Genomic DNA, 24,177 nt, shown 5'->3' with positions numbered 1-24,177 from the left:
ATTTTGATGAACAAAAACTTAAAATTTTAAAATTTATATAGATAAATATAAAAATTTTCACACATTTATAAAAAATTTACACATTATTAACCCCTAAACTTAGGCTTTTCTTAAGGGTATTGTACCAAAGTACAATATAACTAAATTTTTTTCTTAGCTAAAATCTTGATATAGATCAATAAAATCCAAAGGGAGGCACTAAGATGCAAAAGTTAGGCGTTATAAAAAATATCCTAGGTGGCGAAATCGTAGCCGTTGATAAAAGTGGCAACGAGAGAGTCTTAAAGGTGGGCGACAGCATTTTTGAAGGTGAAACTATAAAGGCTAATGGCTCTGCAAAAGCAGTGATCGCAGCAAACGATGGCAAAGAGGTGAGCTTGCAAAACGGCGAAAGCCTGAGCCTAGATAAAGAGGCAAACGCACTTAGTGACAACCCAGAGATAGCCTCTATCCAAAAAGCCTTGCTAAACGGCGCAAACATCACTGATCTTGAAGAGACTGCAGCAGGTGGTAACGCAGCAGGTGGTAACGCTACTGGAGATGGCGTAAGTTTAGGTGCTGCAAGCTTTGCCGAGGGCGGCCACTACTCAAATATCAATGAAAATTATAGAAATTTAACCGATGCAAACAGAGCTTTTCAAACTCCAGAAAACTCAATAGGCGGTTATAACGATGCAGGTACAGATGCAGATACGACAACTCCTATCTCGCCAGCTACACCTGTCACGCCGAGTACTCCAAGTACACCACCAACACCAGGCATAGTGACTCCAGGCACCCCTTCACCTGCAAACCCACCAGTCGTCCCACCACATCCAGGCGCTGTTGAGGTCACTACTAGCATGGATCCAGCTAATAGCGAAGTGACAGAGAGCGGCGCAGGTGCAAACGGTGAGGGCGGACACTATCTTGTTTATAAACTAGGTCTATCAGGTACTCCAGTAAGTCCAAGCGGCGAGACAACAGATCTAGGTTTAAATTTCCTCGGTGGCACTAGAGGAGAGGATTATTCAAGCGTAGTTGAGTACTCAACTGACAATGGTGCGACATTTCATCCACTATCAGGCTACACGATAACTGGTGTAAATATAGAAGATATCTCAAAAGTGCAAGTAAGGATAAAGGTGCTTGACGACGACGGACAAGATACTACAAAAGGCCCATTACATCACAATCAAAACGAAGGTAACAATACTGGCCCACAAAGCATGACTATCGACAACGTGCCAAAAACTGATATGGTTGATAACTTTGCTGTATTTAAAGAGAGTGTAAAGCTAAGCGTTACGCCAAGCAGTAGGTATTTGCTACCAACAACTAATGCAAATATGGCTGAAGGCAAGATCATAGACAACGACGACAACATCGAGCTAAATAAAGATATCAAAGGAAATATCGCAAACCATACCAATTTAAATACAAATGATGGCGATGATACGGTCAGTATAAAGGCAAATTTAGAGAATTTGCACTTAAACACAGGTTCTGGCAACGATGTGGTGAATTTTGATAAACCAGTTACTATCAGTGGCACAGCAAATAGCGGCTCAAATGCTAATAGTACAAGTATAGATCTTTATAGTGGCGATGATGTGGTAAATATCAATGCTGATCTAACCATGAACAAAGCTTCAATTAATCTTGGTGCAACAACAAATGATCCAAACTACAACGCACATGATGCCTCGGGTACTAATGAGCTAAATATCAATGCAAATATCATCGGTAAAGCTAACGACTGGAAAAATAAAAACACTGTTTCTATGGGTGATGGCGAAGATACTCTAAATTTCAAAGATGGTGTCAAAGTAGAAAATGTATTTATCAATATGAACGCTGGAGAAAACACCGCTAAAGGAAATGGCATAACCTTAGAAAACGTTCGCATAGATACGGCTACTAGTTATACAAAAGCTGGCGAAACTAGCAATATTGATTTTTCAAATTCTAACTTTACAAATGTAGAGATAAATTTTGGTGTAAATACAGCCGCAGACGTCAATCTTGGCGTACAAAATGTAAAGCTTACAAATATTACAGGATATCACGTTACGGCTAATGCACAAGATCATCTTGAAGTAAAAGGTGGATCATACACTGGTGGGGCTAACTACTTTTCATCTAAAGATCTCATCATAGACAATATTACTGTTGATCAAGCTAGCATAGGTGCATTTAGCGACGTCTCATCGGTCGCAAATATATCAAATTTAGTTGCTACAAATAGGGTTGGCCTAAGATATGGAGACGGCGACGATACGATAAATTTAAATGGTGGTAATATCCTAAGCAAGGCTGACGCTTCAAGCTATGCCGATATAGATACCGGAAAGGGCAATGACACCATAAATTTCAATGGCGAAAACAAATCCGGTGGCTTAAGCATAGATACTGCTGATGGCAACGACACTATAACATTTGGTGCAGGCACTACGCTTGGCGGTACGTTTATGAGCAGTGATAATAACCTTGTTAGCCACTCTGTTGGCATAGGAATGGGCGCAGGAGACGATACATTAAATATCGAAAAAGGTGCTGTTCTTAAAAATGCTGGCATAGAAATGGGTGATGGTAATGACGTTGTAAATTTAAATGGCGGTCTAGAAAAAGCAGGGGGCGGCATGTATAGCCCAGGCGTAAGTGCTATCGATCTAGGTAGTGGCAACGACATCATACATGTAGGAAAAGATGCAGTTGTTAATGACGATGCTATGTCTTTTAGAGGCGGATATGGCCATTTAGAACGTGGCGGCATCATCGTCCAAGGTGGCGCAGGCACTGATACGCTAGATCTTGCTGGAAATATCGACTTTAGCAAGGTAGCTGGCTTTGAAAAAGTTACTCTTGGTGGCAGTGAAAACAATGTAACGCTAAATTTAACACTGGGTGACGTGCTGAATATAACTCGTGGCAATCTCAACAACACCCTTAGGATAGATGGCGAGGCAGGCGATCAAGTAGATATGTCAGCCTTTAGCAAAGGCGGGGTAAATTCTGAAGGGTATACAGAGTACTCAGCTACGTCTAATGGTACGACATTTACTATCGAGATAAAAGACGAAATAGTCTTACACTCTTAAATTTCATGCCCTAGTCTCCCAAAACTAGGGCAAATTCTTACAAAATTTCAAATTTTAGTACCATAGTACAATAGACAAAGCTCTTTCAAGATATTAAAATACGTTCAAAATTTTTAAAGAAGGAAACAATATGGCAACAAGGATAGGCGTTATAAAAAGCATCTCACAAGGATCAAGTGTAATCGCAACTGCAAAGGACGGCACACAAAGAGTGTTAAAAGTAGGCGATGAAATTTTTCTTGGTGAGACTATACAGACAACTGATATTGACTCAAAAGTAGTCATAACTGCAAACGATGGCAAAGATATTGCGATCATCGGAAAAGATACCCTAAATTTAGACAAGAGCGTAGCTCACAATGAGAGCTTTGGTGACGATAGTGTAGCTGATGTAAGCGCTATCCAAAAAGCACTTCTTGATGGTGCAAACATCACTGATCTTGAAGAGACAGCAGCTGGTGGTAACGCAGCAGCTGGAGCTGGTGGAGATGGCGTAAGCTTAGGTGCTGCAAGCTTTGAAGAGGGTGGTCACTACTCAAACATTACTGATGATTATAGAAATTTACCTGACGCAAACAAAGCTTTTCAAACTCCAGAAAACTCAATCGGCGGCTACAATGACGGCAATGACGCAGGCAATGCAACTCCTGTTGCACCAGTCATACCTCCAGTCAGCGTTGATATCAAAACTTTAACTGATGATTTTGGCACTATAACTGGAGATTACAGCTTAGATGCGCCAAGCGTACCTCGCACAAATGACGCTACTCCAACTATAAGCGGCACAGTTGAACCTACTGCTGTAAGAGCGGTTGTTAGCGTACTTGATAAGAACGGACACGAAGTCTTTACAAAAACTCTAAATCCAAGCGACTATGCTGATGGTAAATTTAAATTTACAACTAACGAGTTAAGCGTAAATGGTAGCCATGATGGCGACTATGAAGTAAAAGTAGTAGCAACTGGAAGAGACGGCAATACTGCAACCGATACTGGTAGCTTCGTGCTTGATACAGTTGCAAAAATAACTATAAATGTTGAAACCGAGATGAGCCTTGTTAAAGAGTCTGAGATGAGTAGCGGACTAAAAGGAAATTTCTGGTTTAACCACATCTATGAAGAAGGCGTAAGAGGTACTGAGCTAAGACCTTATGCCTTTAATAATACAACATACGCTCATAACGGTATGAAGCAAAATGATTTTGTCGAATACTATATGAACAACACTAAGCCTTGGGCAAGCTTTAAAGCAAAAGAGCTAAATTTCCAACAAGGTAAAGGCGGCGATAGAGATAATGTTGATAGCGATGCTGGAACAGTCTCAGGACTAGATGGCGCTCATAATAAGATAGGCACGGTCGATCTTGATGGTAATGTAGTAACTCCAAATAATGAGTGGGTAGCTCCAAATTTCAAAGCGCTTGAGTACTTTATCGACAACGCAAAAGGTAGCGATATTCATATCGTAAGAGATGCTCCTAATGGCAAAAACACAACAGCTGGTGCGATGATAAATTTAAAAGGCACTATGTATCTTGAGCCAGGGGATTATAAATTTGACGCAAAAGGCACTGATGATAGCGTAAGATTTAAGGTTGATGGCGTTACTATGGTTGATTATGACACTATCCACTCGGGAAATAGAGCCACAGTTACAACTTTACACGTTGATAAAGCAGGTTACTATGACTTTGATATGAGCTATGCAAACTATATCTTTTGGGGTAAGCTAAAACTAACAGTTTCAAAAGATGGCGGACCTGAGAGCATACTTGGCTCGGAGGCAAGTGGCATAAAACTAAATTCAACCGACTTTGACAGCTACGTAGATACAGTAACAAGAAATGTCTATAAAGTAACTCAAAAGATCACAGGAACTGTGGATAATGTAGAAGACGGACAGATCGTAACTGTCACATCAAGCACAGGCGAGAGCCATACAGCTAAAGTGGTAGATGGCAAATATGAAGTTGAGTTTAAAACAAGCGATCCAAAAGCGACATACACAGCTAAAGTTAGCGACCTTGTAGGTAACGAGGCGCAGGCGATATCAACTAAGCTAAATGTCGCTAATACAGACCTAATAGACGCTATAGATAATGACGCAAGCAATGTAAGCGCAAATACAAATACAGGCATAAACGATGCAACTAAATATTATAAATATACAACAGATGACATCGCTCAAACTGATAAATTTTCATCTAATGCACCATTGCCAGTACTAAGCGACAAGACTCCGACATTTACAGGTAGCATAGATAGCAGTGCAACTAAAGCGATCATCACTGTACTTGATAAAAATGGACATGAAGTCTTTACAAAAGAGCTTAGCCAAAGCGAATTTTCAAATGGTAAATTTGAAGTCACATCTGATAATTTGGATGATGGTAGCTATAACATCAAAGCAACTGCTGTCTTTTCAAATGGCGACAAGAGCACGATAGTTAGCGAATTTGTAGTTGATAAGACGCCAGTTACTATAGAAAATATCAAGATCATCGAAAATGACGAAGAGGGGCAACACCATACGATCAATTTTAACCTCAAAAACTATGAGGATGGCGATAAGATCGAGAGTATAAAAATAGTAACAGCTGATGGAACTACTAACGTAATCTCTGTTGGCACAACTAAGCCAACTAATGGTGTGTTAAGCTTTGAGTACGATCACAAGATAAAACTAGGCGATAAGATCGAAGTTGAGATGACTGATAAAGCTGGCACAAAATATACTCATGTAAATGAAATTTTAGTTCCAACTATGACGCAGTTTGAAAACGGCAATGACACAACTACAAATGCAAATAACCGCTCAGCTGAGAAGTTGTGGGGCACTATGGAGATGAGTGAGAGTGGCCTTAGAGCTGATGGCTCAAGGATCGTTTCAAATGATGCTGTCCCTTACCTAAGAGCTGTGATCCCAGAAGATGCAACAGCTGGTAATGCTAGCGACAATCAAACTGTAAGTGAGTTTTTAAATAGCGGTAGAGGCATAGCATGGGGCACTGGTGATGTTAGATTTGTAGCAACTAACGTTGATAAAGGTGTTTCAAAAGATCTATTATCTCAAGCGATAGAAAAACCAATAGGCAATGTAACACCTGATCACTACAATAGACTTACAGGCTATAATAACAGACTTGATGCCGCTGGTAAAATGGCTGATGGCGTTTATGATGTATCTATAAAAGGCAAATACCAAGGTGGAGATAATTTGCTTCACAACTCTATTAAATTTACGATCGATGCAACAGCTGCAACGATAAATAATTCAAATTTAAGCTACGATCCAGCGGCAAATAAAACCACATGGAGTGGAAATTTAAGTGAAAATGGAGTTGGCGCAAGCTACACACTAAAAGAGCACTTTGAAGAGGCGGTAAAAGGCATAGCTCTAAAAGATAGCATTACGCTAAGAGGTGCTGATGGACACATCATAGCTGCAAATTCTGTAACGCTTGACGAAAATGGAAATTTCGAAGCAGTATTTAACGGCGAAGTAAAAGCAAGCGATGTCTATCTACAAATTTCTGATATCGCTAAAAATACAATAGTAGATGCAGAAAATAACAACAATAACAATGTCATCACAACAAGTGAAGGCAACGATATCATCAATGTTGGAAATGGCGATAATGTCATACACGCAGGACGCGGTGAAAATGAAATTCGCACAGGCAACGGCAACAACGTAATCATCACTGGTGATAACAACGACGTCATAACCACAGGAAGTGGCAACGACTACATCGATGCTGGCAGAAGTGGCTATACTGGCATGAACAAAGGCGATCTAGTAAATGCTGGCGCTGGCGATGATAAGGTTGTATTTACTTTTGATAATCCAAGAGCAGCTCTATCTCAAAGCCTTGATGGTAGCACTGGTACAGATACGCTTATCATGCGTCCAGTGGCAAAGGATGGCACTATCGACTTTGATAAGATAGACAACAAAGGCTTGAATAACGCGATCAAGAATTTTGAAGAGATCCAACTTGGCATGGATGAGCATGGTAATGACAACCAAGCTGTTAAGCTACTAAATTTAAAAGCGGATAATGTGTTTAGCATCACTGATGATGTAAATACTATCTTAAAAATAAGTGGCGATAACAAAGATAGCGTTTCATTAAAAGGATTTACTGAGGCTGCAAATCAAAATGGTGTCGAAGCTGGATATACAAGATACGAGGGTCAAACAAGCTCAGCTACTCCGACAACTATCTACATAGATGTCGATAACGACATAAACAAACAACTTGTATAAAATTTGGGCTTTTTAGCCCAAATTCTTCTTTTAAATTTCTATTTTTACTCCCAAAAAACACCTTTAAAAACCATCTTTGTACCAAAGTACAATATACAAATTTAATAAAAAACACTAGAATAAATCAAAAATAAAAATAAGGAATAAAGATGGCAGCTGTAGCCGGCAAGGTAAAAAGCGTCACATCTGATGTTATAGCGATAGATAAAAACGACCGTGTAAGAGTTCTAAACGTAGATGATGAGGTTTATATAGGAGAGAGCATAAAAGGCGAGAGCCAAAGTGCGAGCGTGACTATCACAGCAGTGGATGGTAGCGACATATCTCTAAATGGATATGACACGATATGGCTTGATAGTAGCGTGGTAAGTGCTTATATTAGCGCTGAAAATAGTATCGATACTGATGCACTTTTTAGAGCGCTTCTTGGAGAAAACTACGCTGAGATACTTGATCAGATGAATGAAAAAGTAGAAGATATGTTTGCAAAAACGCAGCCAAATGAGGCTGAAAATAGCTCAAATAGCCTTGAGAGCAGTGAAAATTTAGCGCACAAACATAGCACAAATGATGAGATTTTATCTGACTCAAACGAGCTAAAAGTAGATAACTCCTATGAGCATGCAAATTTTGACGCAACTACGATATATATCGAGATCGATAACGATCTAAACAAACTTTCATAAATTTGAGCCTCTTGGCTCAAATCCTTTTAAAAACTCAAATTTAACTAATATCCCTTATAATAAGCCAAAATTTACAAAAGGAAAACGATGAAAAAAATTTTAATCATCGCAGGCTCTTGCAATAGCGGCACAGCAGGGCTTCAAGCTGATATAAAGACATGCGCTAGGCTAAATTGTTATAGCGCAACGGCTGTCACTTCGCTAGTTGCTGAGACCACAGACGCGATAAAAAGCGTAGTTTGCCTTGAATCTAGCTTTGTTAAAGATGAACTTTGCACGCTTGCGGAGGAATTTAGCTTTGATGCCATAAAGATCGGCATGCTCTTTAGCGAGGAGATAATGGATGTGGTGCATGAATTTTTGCTCACTCAAAAGTGCAAGATCGTGCTTGATCCAGTCTGCGTCTCGAAGAGCGGCCACAAGCTCATAAAAGATAGCGCAGTAGAGAAGCTAAAAGAGCTAATGAAGCTTGCTACCGTCGCCACGCCAAATTTAGACGAGGCAAACGTCCTTTTTGGAGGGAATTTTAAAGATCTGCCTTGCGATATCATCGTGAAAAAGCATGTAAGTGAGGATAGCAGCATAGATACGCTTTATAGAAAAGATGGCTCACTGCAAAATTTCAAAACCCCGCTTGCTAGCCCGCTTGTGATGAGCGGCACTGGTTGCACTTTCTCAACGGCACTTGCTTGCTACCTTGCAAAAGGCAAGAGCTTGGAGGAGGCCATAGGGCTTTCAAAAGAGTATATTTGTGAGATTATAAAAGAGAGTATCGACACAAAGCTAGGCAAAAACCGCCTACTTTGGCACGGAGCGAAGTAAATTTAAGCCTAAAATTTAGGCTTAAATTTGATAGTTTTTAAACTACGCCTCTAATATCGCTCCATTGCTTGCGTTTGTGACTAGCTTTTGATACTGTCTTAGCCAGCGAGAGGTTAGCGCCTTATCGACTGGTTTAAATTCCGCTCTTCTCTTTGCGATCTCAGCTTCGCTTAGGCGAACGTTTATCTCGTATTTATCGACGTCTATATCGATGATGTCGCCATCTTTTAGTAGGCCTATCATGCCGCCTTCAGCCGCTTCTGGGCTTACGTGGCCGATGCTTAGACCCCTTGTCGCCCCGCTAAAGCGACCATCTGTGATGAGCGCTACGTCCGCGCCAAGTCCTCGTCCCATGATGAGCGAAGTAGGGCTTAGCATCTCTTGCATGCCAGGACCTCCGCGTGGGCCTTCGTAGCGTATGACGACGACGTCGCCTTTATCGACTTTGCCGCTTGAAATGCCGGCTATGGCTTCATCTTGTGAGTTAAAACAGACCGCTTTGCCGCTAAATTTACGCTCGCCAACGATGCCAGCTGTTTTTATGACACAGCCTTGCTCTGCTAAATTTCCAAACAAAATGGCAAGTCCGCCAACTTGCGAGTAGGCATTTTCTACCTTGTGGATGACGCTCTCATCTTTGATGTCGCTAGATTTTACACGCTCGCCCAAAGTCTCGCCGCTAACTGTTAGGTTGTCCAAATTTAGCATGCCGTGGTCTCTGCGTGAAATTTCTTTTATCACTGCATTCATACCGCCAGCTCTGCCGACATCCTCCATGTGCACGTTTGGCAAGCTTGGGCTGATCTTAGCGATGTGAGCGATGTTTTGGCTGATCTTGTTTAGCTCTTTGATGTCTAAATTTACGCCAGCCTCTCTTGAGATAGCTAGCATGTGAAGGACGGTGTTGCTACTGCCGCCCATCGCCATATCAACGACAAGTGCGTTGCGGATCGCCTTTTCATTTAGTATGTTTCTTATCTTAAATTTCTCATCAAGTGCGATCTGGCAAATTCTACGAGCAGCCTGCCTGATGAGCTCCTCGCGCTCTGGAGTTAGCGCTAGGATGGTGCCGTTGCCAGGGAGCGCTATGCCCATCGCTTCGCAAAGCGTGTTCATAGAATTTGCCGTAAACATACCGCTACAGCTGCCGCCACTTGGACATGCGTTGCACTCGATATCTCTTAGCTCGGCCTCGTCTATCTCTTTGGTCTCAAATTTACCAACCGCCTCAAACGCAGTCGCAAGATCGATCGGTCTGCCATCTTTTGTGTGGCCTTTTCTCATAGGGCCGCCGCTTACAAAAATGGTCGGGACATTGACCCTTAAAGCGCCCATAACCATGCCAGGGACGATCTTGTCGCAGTTTGGCATACATACAAGCGCGTCAAGCGCATGGGCGTTCATCACAGTCTCAATAGAATTTGCGATGATCTCGCGGCTAGGCAAGCTGTAAAGCATGCCACCATGCCCCATCGCTATGCCATCATCCACGCCTATGCAGTTAAACTCAAACGGTACACAGCCATTTTTGCGAATTTCATCTTTTAAAATTTGTGCGTATTTGTTTAAGAAAAAGTGCCCAGGGATAATCTCTATAAAGCTGTTTGCAACGCCGATAAATGGCTTATTAAAGTCCTCGTCTTTTAGCCCAGTCGCACGTAAAAGTGAGCGGTGTGGGGCTCTTGTGTAGCCTTTTTTGATTATGTCGCTTCTCAAATTTGATCCTTTTTTTTAAAATTTGAGAGGATTTTATCACATCTAAAGTATCAAAAATTTTAAAAGTTTTTACAAAATTTAAAAGAAAATTTTTAATAAGTTTTATAACGAAAATAACACGTTAAATTTAACTCTCTCTTAAAAGATAAGACGGATAAAATGAAATTTGCCTCATTTTGATCAAAATGATATATAAATTGATAACGTAAAATTGTCATACATGTGTCACAAATGCCGAATTTAAGGGCTTTATTGTACCTGGGTACAATATACATGAATTATAAAATTCATTAAAATGCGACAAAAAATTTAACAAGGATGAACATGGCAGCAAAACTAGGAAGTATAAAATCAATTTCAGGTCAAACTGAAGTGATCGCAGTTGATAAAAGTGGAAATGAGAGAATTTTAAAAGTTGGCGATAGCTTGTACGAGGGCGAGAGCATAAAGACAACTTCAGCTGATGCGAAGGTAGTCATCGTTGCAAATGACGGCAAGGAGGTCTCAGTAGTAGGTGAAGATACTATCTCGCTCGATCCAAAAGAGGTAGCGAGCGCACAAAGTGCTAACCCAGAGATCGCAGCGCTTCAAAACGCTCTTTTAAATGGCGCAAACATCACAGATCTTGAAGAGACAGCAGCTGGTGGTAACGCAGCAGCTGGTGGAGCTGGCGGAGATGGCGTAAGTCTAGGCGCTGCTAGCTTTGCTGAGGGTGGCCACTACGCAAATATCAATGAAAATTTTAGAAATTTAACCGATGCAAACAGAGCTTTTGACTCTTTTAATAGCCCAATCGGCGGTTATGCTGATAATAACGACAATGGCGAGGGCGATAGTGTTGCACCACAAAACCCAACAAACCCAACAACCCCTGTTACACCAGTAACTCCAGTGGCTCCAGTTAGCCCTATTACTCCAGCAACACCTGCAACCCCTGTTGCACTAAGTGTATCACTTGATGGTAACGGCGAGGCAAGAGAGGCAACTCCAAACGAGTATCTAGTCTATAACCTAGGCCTATCAGCTGCTACAAGCTCAACTACACCTACTGATCTAACGCTAAATTTGAGTGGTGCAAGTGCAGGCAGAGACTACTCAAACGCTATGGAGTATTCACTTGATGGCGGAAATAGCTGGACGCCGATACAAAATGGCGGCACGATAAGTGGTGTGGCACCAAGTGATATCGCAAATGTAAAGGTTAGAGTGCAGGTTATTGACGACTACGGTCAAACAGCTGGCAACCAAAACGAGGGCGCAAGCAGCGAGGATCTAGGCGCAAATATCGCTCCTGGCATAAAAGACTACGGCATTTATAAAGAGGGCGTAACTCTTAGCGTGACTACAAACAACGCAGTTATCACATCTGGCACGGCTGAGGGCAAGATCATCGATAATGATGATAATGTAAATATCACAGAAAATATAGATGCGACTACAGAGGGTTTAAACCCTGTGCTTGTAAATTCTGACCCAGACAATGGCGATAGTATGAAAACCATCATAGATACAAAAGATGGTGATGATACTATAACTATCAAAGAGGAAGTTGTTTTTTCAAGTGGTGTAAATTGGCTAAACAAAGATGCTAATGATGTCATAAAAATGGGCGATGGCGACGATGTGTTTAACATAGAAAGAGAAGCTGTTGTAGAAAATACTAGGATAGACCTTGGAAACGCTGGTGGAGAGAAAAATCAAGATAGACTCAATATAAATGGAGCTGTCGTAACAGGTACAAGAATTACAAGCCACGATGGTAATGATGTATTTACTATAAAAGATGATTCAGGTCCAAGCCATGGCAGTACGATTTTGGACGATGTCTTGTTTAAAACAGGAAGTGGCAACGATACTGTAAATATCGAAAAAAGCGACAATCATCAGCTTATAAAAAATACCAAAATAGACACTGGTGCTGATAATGACACCGTAAATATTAAAAGCGATATGTATGCTTATGTTACTAATAACGGAACAACTGATCTAACCGAGTATGCAGGAAGCAGAACTGATAGCTTTATAAAAACAGGCGAGGGCGACGACACTATAAATGTTACTGGCGCAAGTATCAGCAGAGTTGATATCGATACAGGCGATTCAGATACAGGCGATATGCTAAATTTCATCAGTGCAGGCATATATAACTCTGAAATAAAAAATGGCAATGGTGATGATAAGATCTTGCTTCAAGATGCCAAAGCAGATGTCATGGATATCTACACAGGTGAGGGTAATGATAGCCTAACTATCAAAGGTAGCACTGAAATAAAAAATAATAGTGCCGCACACAATGACCCTATAAGCTCACCAGCTCATGTGGCAAGTCCAGGAGCTAACCAAGCTGGAATTCACTCAAACTACATAGAGATGGGCAAAGGTCGCGATACACTAACTATCGAAAGAGGCGCTGAAATTTCAAATACTAAGATAAACACTAGCTCAGCTGATGCTGGAGTAAGTGACGATAGAGACAGCGTAGATGTTACTGGCGCTAAATTTAACAACGCTGCCATTGAGACTGGATATGGTGATGATGTGATAAATTTAAAAGATGTCACCATGATCTCAAACGATGGATATAGCACATATATCGGTGCGGGCGGCGGAAATGACACTATTAACGTCTCTGGAAATAGCTCATTTGACAAGGCTATCATCTACACAAACGGCGGAGATGACCGTGTAAATGTCGATGGTGATGTTTCTATGGTGGATTCAAACATCATGCTTGAAAATGGCAATGTAACACTAAATGTTGCAAAGGCTACTGGTCTAGTTGATACAAATATAGAGGGTGCAGGCGTTGGAAATGCTGGCGTAAAAACCGTGACTATCGATAACGCCGAGCTTAGAAGAGTTACTATAAATACTGCAGATGACGGCGATAGTGTGACTATCGGAGCTGGCACTCATGATAATACTGATGTTAAAATTTTCACTCAAGGCGGAGACGATACGATAAATATCAACTCTGATCTAACTGGTACATCAAATGTAAATTTAAGTCCAGCTGCAGGCGAAGCTGCGCATGAACGCGATGCATCAAACATCAACTCAGGCAAAGGCAACGATACTATCAATATAGCTGATAATGTAACACTAACCAAAACCTACCTTTCAGGTGGCAACGGCAGCGACTTAGTCGATCTTGGCAAGAATGTAAGCCTAAATGGCACTGCTATAAATGGAGGCGACGGCATAGATACGCTAAAAGTTCATGACGCATCATTTAATACGACAAATGCCGGCAAGATAAGTGGCTTTGAGGTACTTGATATGTCAGACGCTAATGAGCATTTTACATTTTTCAATGCTTCAGATATCGCAAATTTCATAAAAAATGTCGGTGGTGAGGGTGCAACATCGCTATTCGTAAAAGGTGATAAATTTGTTGGCTCATTTACAGAAGGCTCAGCTGAAGTAGCAAATGCTTCTACAATAGATAGCAATGGAAACCATATATATAACGTAAATGAAGGAGGTCAGACATTTACGCTTACTATACAAGATGTCAATGTAAATGAGTTGTTGCCATAAATTTTTAGACCCATTTTTTGGGTCTAAACTCCCCTTGCCTCATTTAATAAAATTTTTTATACAAAATGCCTAAATTTAGGCATTTCTTTTGATAATCAATATAATTTATATTTCAATGTGATTTAAAAACGCTTATTAAAATCCAAAAGTCAATTTTTTTAAGAAAGGATTAATATGAGCGTAGAAGTAGCCGAGAAAGAGGGGTTAAATTTAAGCGGTGGAGTGAGCCAAAATGGCGGGCAAAACGACCCTCACGTGACTATCATAGAGGAGATAAAGTCGCTTGAGATACTTGAGCCCAAGAATTTTCTTGCTGAGCTATACGGACGAAGGATAGTAGATGCAAGGCCAAAAGCGCAGGATCAAATTCTAAACATCGCAGACGCAACCACGAGCGCAAATGATGTGCGTTTTGACAATGGCAACGACATAGTCGATATGACAAGATCTATCGTAAATGATGCCAAGATAGACGCAGGAGATGGCGATAATAAGCTAAGAATTCACGATAATATCGAGGTTAGAGGGCTGAGATTTGACGCTGGGTCTGGCAATGACTTGGTAGAGATAAGAAACAATGTCGGCATAAAAGATCACACACTTTTATATACAAATGACGGCGATGATAGCGTGAAAATTTATGGTGCGACGATGGAAAATGCTGCCATTCATACAGGGCTAGATAACGACATAGTCGATATCCAAAGATCTGAGATCAAAAACGGTGCTGATATAAGGCTTGGCGGAGGAAACGACACTATAAACACCGACTGGGTGGGCTTTTTTGGCGATACGAAAATTTCTCTTTCTAGCTTTACTAATCCAAACGAAGTAGATACGCTAAATATGGACAACACTATCTTTAACGGACACACTACTATCGAAGCGAATGATGGCGAAAAGACCACTATGAATATAAAAGTGTGCGGTGGAGACGGCGAGATAGATATAAAAGGCTCGCATGCAAATTTAGACCATACGCCACTTTTTGATATGAATTTCCTTGGGCCAAAATTTATGGGTGACGTTAAATTTGACGGCAGAAATAACAAGGTCAATATGCATATAGATGACTCAGAATTTCATGGTAAAAATAACGAATTTTACTTCTCAGATAATCAAAATGATACTTTAAATGTGACATCAGCTATCATAAAAAATTCTAAATTTTATCTAGGTGGCGGAGACGATACGGTTAGTTTAACTATGACAAGAACAGATATAGATAATAATACTCAAATATTTGGTGGTAAGGGCTATGATACGCTTGTACTTGATAATAATATCGACTTCTCAAAGGTCTCTGGCTTTGAAGAATTAAAAGTAACTAGCGGTGCTTATGTGACATTAAATGGCAATGATGTGGCTCATTTGAGTGACATTTTAGACAATGGCTCTAATGTAGTTAAATTTAGTGAAGCCCATGGTACTGTAAAACTTAATGGATTTAGTGAAACTAGCGGAGCAGAAAATGGCTACCACAGATATGAAAGTGCCTATAATACGCACTTAGCAGACGGTAGCGAGCATCAAGGCACAGTCTATATAGATATAAAAGAGGACATTCACGTCGATCTTTAAATTTTTAGATCCCTCTTGGGATCTTATTTAAATTTATCAAAAATTTAATTTTTAAAAACCACTGCAACAGCGTAATCTTAAGAATTAACATCATATTTACATTACTTTATATTTAAAAGAAATATTTATAATGTGTCAAATTGATTTTAAAGGAGGCAGCGATGGCTGTTAAAGTAGGTGTTATCAAAAACATTCTTGGCTCCAAGGAAGTAGTAGTTATAGACAAAAATGGCAACGAAAGAGTTGTTGTCGCAGGAGATAGTTTATACGAGGGCGATGTCGTTAAAGCAAACGGCGCAAAGGTAACTATCGCATCAAACGACGGCAAAGAGTTTGAGCTAAGAGATGGCGAAACTCTAAATTTAAATAACGACCTTAGCTCAGACAAAGAGGTAGCAGCTATACAAAAAGCCCTTTTAAAAGGTGAAAATTTAGCAAATCTCGAAGAGAGTGCCGCTGGTGGCAATAGCGGTGGCAGAGGCGGTGACGGCGTGAGCCTTGGCGAGACGAGGTTTGAGCATGGCGGTCATGAAAGCTCTGATGTTTCAGCTAGCTTTAGATCACTTTCAGATACTTTTGGCGCTGTAAAACTAACTAACCAAGAGGTAAAAGGTGGCGGTAGTGATGTTTTTGATGGTTCAGATAGTGATATAAATTCTGCCATTGCACCTGTAGCCCCAGTTGAGCCATCACAACCAGAAAATCCAGCTCCAACTCCGCAGCCTAAACCGGTTGAGCCGGTTGAGCCAGTTGAGCCAAAACCAGAGCCAAAACCAGAACCAACTCCAGAACCAAAACCAAAGCCAGAGCCGACCCCAGAGCCTAAGCCTGAGCCAAAACCAGAACCAACTCCAGAACCAAAACCTGACGAGAGCAAAGATATAGTTAAAAATATCTCAGTTGAAAACAAGTCAGAATTTGGCTATGAAAAGAGCTCAGACCCAAGAAGCTCAAATGATAAATCATACCTAGAGTACAACCTAAAAGGCGAAGTGGCGGAGGCTGATGCTGATAAAAAGGTAGATGTGACGCTTAAATTTGGCGGAGAGGCAACTGCTGGCAAAGACTATGAAAACGCAGAGTACTCGCTAGATGGCGGTAAAACTTGGCAAAAGCTAGATGATAGTGGCGTGATAAAAGATGTAAGAGCTGGCGATATAAATAAAGTAAGCGTACGTGTTGAAGTGGCAAACGATCACGACCAAAATGAAGGCACACTTGATCCATCGGAGAAAATTTTCACAGATGCAGATAAGGGCGTAGAAAACAATGGCTACTTTAAAGAGAGCGTTTCGCTAGAAGTTAGCATAGGTGGCTTAAAAGCATCAAATAGCGAAAAAATAGTAGATAATGATCATAATATCACTGTAAATAACCAGTTTAATAATGATAAATCTTTTGACGTTACATTTAAAGATAATGGCGACAATACGCTAAATTTCAAAGATGCGACGATAAACCACAAAGCTGGTGACGTGGCTAGCGCTATAGTCTTTGGCGATGGCAGCTATCTTAATGAAGGTAAAGATACTATCAATGCCGATAACTCAAATTTAAACTGGCTAAATATCAACACTCAAGGCGGAGATGACACCATAAATATAAATGGTGGAAGACACGAGAGACTTCACGTCGAAACTGGTGCAGGCAACGACACTGTAAATTTAAACGGCGGAACTTACATAGGCACCGATCCTTATCAAAGTGGCTTCACGCTTGATAGTGGAAATGATGTATTAAATTTAAATGGTACAAAAGATGATCATGTAAAAATGACAGATATGTACCTAAGAACTGGCTCAGGCGAAAAAGATGAGATAAATATCAAGTACGCTGATATCGACTCAACATATAAAAATTCAGCCAACCACATCGAAGCAGGCTCAAATAACAACACCGTAAATGTTGAAAACTCAACTTTAAAAGGCATCAACATAGGTACAGAGACAAACACAGGTACCGACGTAAATAGAAATCCACTAAATTTCGATCTAAATTTAAAATCATCTACTCTTGATGATGTAAATCTCAACACTATCTACAAAACTCACGTGGTAGTTGAAGATACAAAGATAAATGGCAGCTACCCAGAAAATGCCACAAAGTGGAATTTCGCAGATACAGATGATACTTTAGAGCTAAGATCAGGCACGTTAAACGATATGACGGTTAATCTTGGCAACGGCGAAGATAAAGTCGTCGTCTCAAAAGCTATGAAGCTTGATGGATACACCATGATAAATGGTGGTACTGACTACAAAACCGATACGCTTGTGATAGATGGTAATGTTGATTTTAATAAATTTAAGAGCTTTGAAGAGCTACAAGTGACTGGCAAAGAGAAGGTCAGCCTAAAACTAGAAGATCTATATGATATGCTTGACATTAAAAATAGCGATAGCAAACATATCTTGACAGTCACAGAGGCAGCTGGCGGGGTAGAGCTGGCAGGCTTTAAGCTTTCAGAGTCCGAAAGAGGTCTAAAAGAAGGCTTTACAAGATATGAGGCCGACTTTGGTTTTCAAGATAACGGCAGATCTTATACTATCAAAGGCTATATCGATGTAAAAAATGGTATCAATGTCGATCTTGGTGCTAAGACAGAGCCTACGCCAGTCGAGCCAGTCGAGCCTGTAAATCCAGCTCCACAACCTGAACCTAAGCCAGAGCCAAAACCAGAACCTAAACCTGAACCTAAACCTGAACCACAGCCAACGCCTGATCCAGAGCCAGAATATATAAATGAATACGACTCAAAATATGTAAAAGACATAGGCATATATGGCAAACGAGGCTTTCAGATCGAAAACCATGAAAAATCGAATATGTGGGAACATAACAATTTAATATTTGAGCTAAGGGGTGAAGTGGCAGAGGCTGACGCGGATCAAAAAATCGATGTGAAGCTTAAATTTAGTGGAGAGGCGACTTACGGCAAAGACTACGATAAAATTCAGTACTCACTTGATAATGAAAACTGGATAGACCTAGATAGTAGTGGCGTCATAAAAGGTCTAAGAGCGGGCGATATCAACAAAGTAGTTGTTCGTGCAAATGTAATAGACGATAAAGAGCTAAATGAAGGCAAGCTTTTGTCTGAAAATAGTGAAAAATTTTATGAGAGCTGGGATAAAGAAAAGTTATTTAAAGATGCAGATAAGGGCGTTGAAAACAATCACTACTACAGCGAGAGTGTGATCTTAGAATTTAGTATAGATAACGCTAAATATACGTATGAGGGTGGCATCATAGATAATGACCATATAACAACTGTAAATAGCGAATTTCACAACGACAAACGCTTTGATGTAGAGTATCTTCAAAATGGAGATAATGTCTTAAATTTCAACAATGCAACCGTAAGTCATAAAGAAGGAGAAGAACCTAGTAAGATCCATTTTAGTGAAGTATATAGTAACTCTGGAGACACTGAGGTCAATATCAATAGTTCAAATTTAAATTGGCTTGATATTAGAACTAATACTGGAAAAGATAAGATTGATATCAATAACTCAAATTTAAATAATGTCACTATCGACACCCGTAACGGGAATGATACTATAAATATAAATGGCGGAACACACGAAAAAGTTGAGATCAACACAGGCTTTGGCAATGATGTCATAAACATAAATGGTGGAGTTTTTAACAAAGAGACCATCTATCTTGGCATTAACAGCGATATCTTAAATATAACAGGTACAAAAGCTGATCATGTAAAAATGACAGATATTGACATAAGCACTAATGCTAATAAGTTTAATGGTGCCATACAATGGGTTGGTAATGAATTAATTAAAGGCGATGAAGACGTTATAAATATCAAATACACTGACATTAACTCAACAACATCAGCAGAAAAAAGTGCGATCTATGCAGGATCATCAAAAGGTACTATAAATATAGATAGCTCAAACCTTGATAACGTAGAACTAAATGGAGGCAGTAGAGTCCCTTCATTTGGAGAAACTTATCATACAGATATAAATTTAAAGTCATCTACCCTAAAAGATGTAGATATCATGGCTTATATAAATGAAATGCATGTGGTAGTTGAAGATACTCACGCATCAGCTAGTGGTTTGCCAGCTGAACACCATGCGAACTGGATTTTGAGTGGACATGAAAATGCAAAAGATTATTTGGAGCTAAGATCTGGAAGCTTAACTAATATAAAAATAGATCTATCGGATGGCAGTGATAGTGTCTTTATATCTAAAGATATGAAGCTTGAGGGTGGCACTAGCATTCTTGGTGGATACTCAGACAATAGAAGTCGCTATGATCACGATACGCTTTTGGTTGATGGTCAGATAGACTTTACAAAGGTTAAGAGCTTTGAAGAGTTAAAGGTTACTAGCAATGAAAAGGTCACTCTAAAAGCTCTTGATATAGCTGATATGCTCGATGTCGGACACGAACATAGTAATAATTTGCTTCAAATAACTCAAGCAAGTGGCGGAGTAAAACTTGAAGGCTTTAGTAAATCTGCTGCTAACGCAGTAGAGGGTTTTGAAAGATATGAAGCGAATTACGGCACAACTACAGCTTATATCGATGTGAAAGAAAACATCCACGTTGATCTTTAAAATTTAGACCCTTTTTGGGTCTAAATTCTCTCTTAACTAATCTAAATTTTTAACTTTAAATTTAAAAGTATTTATAAAACATTGCTTAATGTAATTTTATTGTCAATTCTTATTTAAAAAAATTTATTATAATCTTGACTTACATCAATACTATTCAAGGAGAATTTATGCAAGAAAATGAGTTTATAACAGAATTTAACGACCCCACGTTATCTGTGATAGCAAGAAACAACAAAGTAAAAGAGGGAGCTAGTGAGCCATACATCATCTATGACATATCAGCTTTAAATCTACCTGCTGATACAACAAGTGGTGATCTTAGTTTTAAACTAAATGCAAAGCACGAGACAAATAACTACGATAAAACTATAGAAATTTCAAGAGATGGCGGTAAAAGCTGGGAGGCTTTAGATGAAAGCAATATATTAAAAGATGTGAAATTTGATCAAATTTCAACTATAAATGCTCGTGTTAGAGTGATTGATGATAGCGGAGAGCTTGAAAATAATCAAAACGAAGGCGAAATGACACAAAATTTAAGCACTCTTGGAGCTATTAAATTTTATGGCACTTATGAAAACGAGCTAAGTTTAGAAGTGAAAGCTGATGGTTTTATAAGCGCTTTGGCTAATGCAAATGTGGTGGATAATGATCACAATGTATATCTTGACGGCACGATAAGAGAAAAGGGCTACGAGATAAATTTAGACGATGGCGATGATACGCTAACTATCGCAGCAGGAGCCCAAAAGAGCGTGATCGATACTAAGGCTGGCAATGATATGATCGTCTTTGGTGCTGGAGCTTATATGCAAGGTCTTAGAGAAGACGACAAAGAGGCTGTAAATGTAAAAATGGGTGATGGCGACGATACATTTAAGATGAATGTAGGCAGCGCTATCTTTCACGCTGGCGTTGATCTAGGCAATGCAGATGCAAATGGCAAAAACGAAGACAAGCTAGAGCTAAACTCAGTTGTGGGTGTGATAAACTCAAGCTTTACAAGCGGAAGTGGTGATGATAAATTTAACGTGAGCGAGGGAAGCAATATAAATGGCGTGATCTTTGACACAAAAGGCGGTAACGACACTGTAAATATAAGTAGCGGGACAGTTGCAAACGGGCTTTTAGTGAAGACAGGCGAGGGCAAGGACTTTGTAAATTTCGAAAACTCTAAATTTCAAAACTCAGCAGTAGAGAGCGGAAGTGGCGATGATGTAGTGCTGATAGATCACTCAAATGTTAGCTCAAATGATAACTCTAGCTCATATATAGCAAGCGGTGATGGCGATGATCTTATCAAAATTTATGGCTCGACTTATATCAAATCAAAAATTTATGCAGGCGAGGGCGACGATAGAGTTTATATCGGTGGTTCAGGTGTAGATGAGGTAAATATAGACCTTGCCAATGGAGCTGATAAAGTAGAGGTGGTGGCAAGTCACTTTGCAAACTCAAAGCTCGATCTTGGCTGGGGCGGTGAGAAAAAAATGAGTGTGGTAGAAAACTCAGATATAAATGGCGTACTAGTAAGATCAGGCGAAGCAAACGATAGCGTAAGTGTAAAAGACTCAAGCTTGATAAATAGCGCATTTGAGCTAGCAAACGGAGACGACAGGGTAGTTTTAGAAAATGTAAAATACAGCTCAAATGACGCCGCTAGCTCATATATCGCAGCAGAAAATGGTAACGATAGCGTCACGATAAGTAATGATAGCATCCTAGAGAGGATAAATTTCTATATGGGCGATGGTAATGATGGTGTAAAATTAAGTAGTAGCCACATCTTAAATTCAAACATCTATCTAGGTAGCGGATATGATACATTTAACGCTACAAACTCAAGTGTAAGTGATACTTTGATAGAGAGTGGAGATGGCTTTACTACCATAGGCTTTAGCGGCTCAAACGTAGAGAACTCAACTATCGTAACTGGCAAAGATGCTGATACTATCGTACTAGATAGAGGCGAGATAAGTGGTAGCAAAATTTTCACTCAAGATGGCAGTGACGGTGTCGTCGTTGGCTCAAATTTAACCAACAGTGTGATAAATACAGGCAAAGATAGTGATGCGCTAAGCGTGGCTGATGGTGTAAATTTAAAAGATACATACATCTCAACGGGCGATGATAATGATAGTGTAAGTATAGGTAAAGGCGTGATACTAGAAGGCAGTCACATAAACGGCGGAGACGGCGTGGATAAGTTATTTATCTCTGAGGCTATTGATTTTAGCAAGGTAAGTGGCTTTGAAGTACTTGATCTAACAACCTCTAAATCAGAGGGCAACGGCGTGGCACTAAATCATATAAGTCTAGATCTAAATTTAGCCGACGTGCTTCATATCACAGGCAATAACCTCGATACTGTTCTTAGGATTAATGGCGATAAAGACGAATTTGGTAAAGGCGATAGCATCACGCTTCATGACTTTACAAAAGGTGAGTCAAACGATGGCTACACTCTTTACACATCAAATCAAAGCACAGTTTCTATCGAGATCAAAGATCAAATCGATACAGTTATAGCTTAAAATATCATTTTATAGATTTTTGGACTTAGTTTTTGCTAAGTCTAAAAATCACTTCAATATCACTCAAAATTTACAAAAAATTTTCTAAATGTAACACATATTAAAATAATGTAACTATATTGTACCTAGGTACAATTTACAATTTCTCCTAATAGTTATAAAATAATGCCAAAATTAATTTAGCCCAAAAGGAATTAACATGGCAAAGAAATTAGGCACAATCAAGTCTATATCAGGTTCTGCTGAGGTTATCGCAGTAGATAAAAGTGGTAACCAAAGAGTACTAAAAGTTGGTGATAGCCTTTATGAGGGTGAGACGGTAAAAACAACTTCAGCTGATTCTAAGGTTGTGATAGCGACAAATAATGGAAAAGAGCTATCAATGATCGGTGAAGATACACTAAGCCTCGATCCAAAGGCAACTGCTGCTGATTCACAAGTAGCAGCACTTCAAAAAGCATTGTTAAATGGTGCAAATTTAGAAGATCTAGAAGAGACAGCAGCTGGTGGCAATAGCGGCGGTCGTGGTGATGGCATGAGCCTTGGCGAGACTAGATTTGAGCATGGCGGACACTACTCAAACATAAGCGCTAGCACAAGTGCGATCAATCCTTTAGGCGCTGCATCTTTTGCAGGTCCAGTTGAGGGTAAAAGTGGTGGTTTAGATAGCGGTCGTGGCGGTAGTGATGATGATACAGCAGGCGCTGGTACTACTATCGATCCAGAAACTACCAGAAAACCAAGCAACCCAGAAATTAAATTCCCAGAAGATAATGATCCAAAAGATGGCAAAATCTCTGATAAAGAAAACAAAGCTGGTGACAATGACGCTGGTAAAACAACAGCTGAAATTTCTATACCAAAAGATGGCAGTGTAAAACCAGGTGATAAACTAGTTGTTACTGATGAAAACGGTAAACAAACAGAAAAAACAATTGAGCAAGGTGATATCGACAATGGTAACATTAAAGTTCCAGTTGATCTAAACCCAGGTAAAGACAACACCATAACAGCAGAGATCATCAATCCAAACAACCCTAACAACCCAGGCAAGGATAGCAAGGTGATAGGTGAAGATAGTGAGAATACTAAAGCTCCAGAAGCTCCAGTAATCAATGAGATAATAGATGATGTTAAGGGCTATGGAGAAGATACTAAAGTTGGTAACGTTCTTGATGTTAAAGGTCATCTAACAAATGATAAAACTCCAACTATCAAAGGCACTGCAAAAGCTGGCTCAAAAGTAGAAATTTATGATAATGGCGATAGAATAGGTGAGACAACAGCTAAAGCTGATGGTTCATGGGAATTTACAGCTCCAGAGCTTACTAAACAAGGTGAGCATAAATTTACAGCAAC

10 protein-coding genes are annotated in these 24,177 nt (G+C 39.9%); 9 read left to right on the top strand and 1 reads right to left on the bottom strand.

All coding sequences use genetic code 11. The annotated features are described in order from the left end of the window. Positions 1 to 203: 203 nt before the first annotated feature. From F3G86_RS00190 to F3G86_RS00175, 4 genes are all read left to right on the top strand, one after another. On the top strand, positions 204 to 3,080 hold the full coding sequence (locus F3G86_RS00190) for a retention module-containing protein (protein WP_149722638.1): 2,877 nt from the start codon (positions 204 to 206) through the stop codon (positions 3,078 to 3,080). A 130-nt stretch (positions 3,081 to 3,210) separates the two neighbouring features. Then, a complete protein-coding gene (locus F3G86_RS00185; protein ID WP_149722637.1) occupies positions 3,211 to 7,350 on the top strand; it encodes an Ig-like domain-containing protein in 4,140 nt (1,379 codons plus the stop codon). A 149-nt stretch (positions 7,351 to 7,499) separates the two neighbouring features. Beyond that, the gene (locus F3G86_RS00180) at positions 7,500 to 8,036 is read left to right on the top strand and encodes a hypothetical protein (RefSeq protein WP_149722636.1); all 537 of its coding nucleotides are present in this window, start codon (positions 7,500 to 7,502) and stop codon (positions 8,034 to 8,036) included. Between the two features lie 87 nt (positions 8,037 to 8,123). Next, positions 8,124 to 8,858 carry a hydroxymethylpyrimidine/phosphomethylpyrimidine kinase gene (locus tag F3G86_RS00175; RefSeq protein ID WP_149722635.1) on the top strand — a complete coding sequence of 245 codons (735 nt, stop codon included), beginning with the start codon at positions 8,124 to 8,126 and terminating at the stop codon, positions 8,856 to 8,858. A gap of 42 nt (positions 8,859 to 8,900) precedes the next feature. Here F3G86_RS00175 and ilvD read toward each other — a convergent pair whose 3' ends face one another. Then, positions 8,901 to 10,574 carry a dihydroxy-acid dehydratase gene (gene ilvD, locus F3G86_RS00170; protein ID WP_149722634.1) on the bottom strand — a complete coding sequence of 558 codons (1,674 nt, stop codon included), beginning with the start codon at positions 10,572 to 10,574 and terminating at the stop codon, positions 8,901 to 8,903. Between the two features lie 324 nt (positions 10,575 to 10,898). Here ilvD and F3G86_RS00165 point away from each other — a divergent pair, with 324 nt between their 5' ends. From F3G86_RS00165 to F3G86_RS00145, 5 genes are all read left to right on the top strand, one after another. Continuing rightward, positions 10,899 to 14,114: a retention module-containing protein gene (locus F3G86_RS00165; RefSeq protein ID WP_149722633.1), complete on the top strand. Its 3,216-nt coding sequence runs from the start codon at positions 10,899 to 10,901 to the stop codon at positions 14,112 to 14,114. 174 nt (positions 14,115 to 14,288) lie between these two features. Beyond that, entirely contained in the window at positions 14,289 to 15,695 is a 1,407-nt protein-coding gene (locus F3G86_RS00160) for a hypothetical protein (RefSeq protein ID WP_149722632.1), read from the top strand. A 161-nt stretch (positions 15,696 to 15,856) separates the two neighbouring features. After that, a complete protein-coding gene (locus F3G86_RS10270) occupies positions 15,857 to 20,284 on the top strand; it encodes a hypothetical protein (protein WP_188116395.1) in 4,428 nt (1,475 codons plus the stop codon). Positions 20,285 to 20,451: 167 nt separating this feature from the next. Further along, positions 20,452 to 22,818: an autotransporter outer membrane beta-barrel domain-containing protein gene (locus tag F3G86_RS00150; RefSeq protein ID WP_149722631.1), complete on the top strand. Its 2,367-nt coding sequence runs from the start codon at positions 20,452 to 20,454 to the stop codon at positions 22,816 to 22,818. A 199-nt stretch (positions 22,819 to 23,017) separates the two neighbouring features. After that, a partial coding sequence (locus F3G86_RS00145) for a retention module-containing protein (RefSeq protein ID WP_149723132.1) occupies positions 23,018 to 24,177 on the top strand: 1,160 nt, incomplete at its 3' end.

The organism is Campylobacter concisus (assembly GCF_902460595.1).
Taxonomy (GTDB): Bacteria; Campylobacterota; Campylobacteria; order Campylobacterales; family Campylobacteraceae; genus Campylobacter_A; species Campylobacter_A concisus_BL.
The sequence above is the reverse complement of the archived record's forward strand: the minus strand, read 5'-3'. Positions and strand labels throughout refer to the sequence as shown.